The following is an 869-nucleotide window of genomic DNA, read 5'->3' on the forward strand; positions in this document are numbered from 1 at the left end:
CGTAACATGTAGGTGAAATATTTCTTCAGATGATAAGTAGTAGAAGAAGCTTGATTGATTTCCTCGATCAATGAAAGAAATATATACAAAAAAACGTTATGGTAAACGCTCAAAATTCAAGAATATTAATTGGGAATATTGAGCGTTTATGCTTGCTTAGAACAAGTAAAATAAACGCTACAGGGGAGATGATTAATACAATTTTGTCAGCTTCGGTAACAAAATGGACATTGGAAAGAGACATCAATTGAAAACAGGGGAAACACCTAAAGCTGATGAAGTGGTATTGACGAGAAAGTAATAATCAAAAATAAGAGCAAAAAAGGAGTAAATATGAGTAAGAAAAAATTAACAGCAAAACGTAAAAAACAGCTATTAACGATGTTTGCGGTGGCTGGTGTGATGGGAAATACCGGGATTGCACCAACGATGGCATTAGCGGATACTTTGACACCAACAGCTGAAACTTCTACTGAACAAACACAGGCGAATGAAGCAAAAGAAGCCATCGATCAAACGATACAAAACGTCACAGATCCGTTAGTAAACCCAATGGATTCAACCACTACAGCTAGTGATTCATTAGCAACAACTGATGAAGCAACGGATGACACTCAAGACCAAGCAACAGCAGCGACTGCCGAAAGTGAAGGGGATGCAACTAATCCAACAGCGGAAGCGCCAAAAGTAGCGCAAAAATCGAACGTGGCAGCAGCTTCTAAGATAACTGGCACATGGGGTACCAGCTCGTATACTTTTGATGAAAATACAGGAGTATTGACAATCGGAGCAGGTGAGTTAAGTGGCTATAAAGAATCACCATGGAACAGCAAAAAAGTGGATAGTAAAGCCATCAAGAAAATTGTCTT

General features: G+C 38.8%; 1 pseudogene. It reads left to right on the top strand.

Features of this window, described 5'->3' with window-relative positions:
- Window positions 1-333 precede the first annotated feature (333 nt).
- Window positions 334-869 (top strand): annotated as a pseudogene (locus AB3I12_RS13305) (BspA family leucine-rich repeat surface protein); the annotation flags it as partial.

Source organism: Enterococcus sp. C65, from assembly GCF_040887165.1.
Lineage (GTDB): Bacteria > Bacillota > Bacilli > Lactobacillales > Enterococcaceae > Enterococcus_B > Enterococcus_B hirae.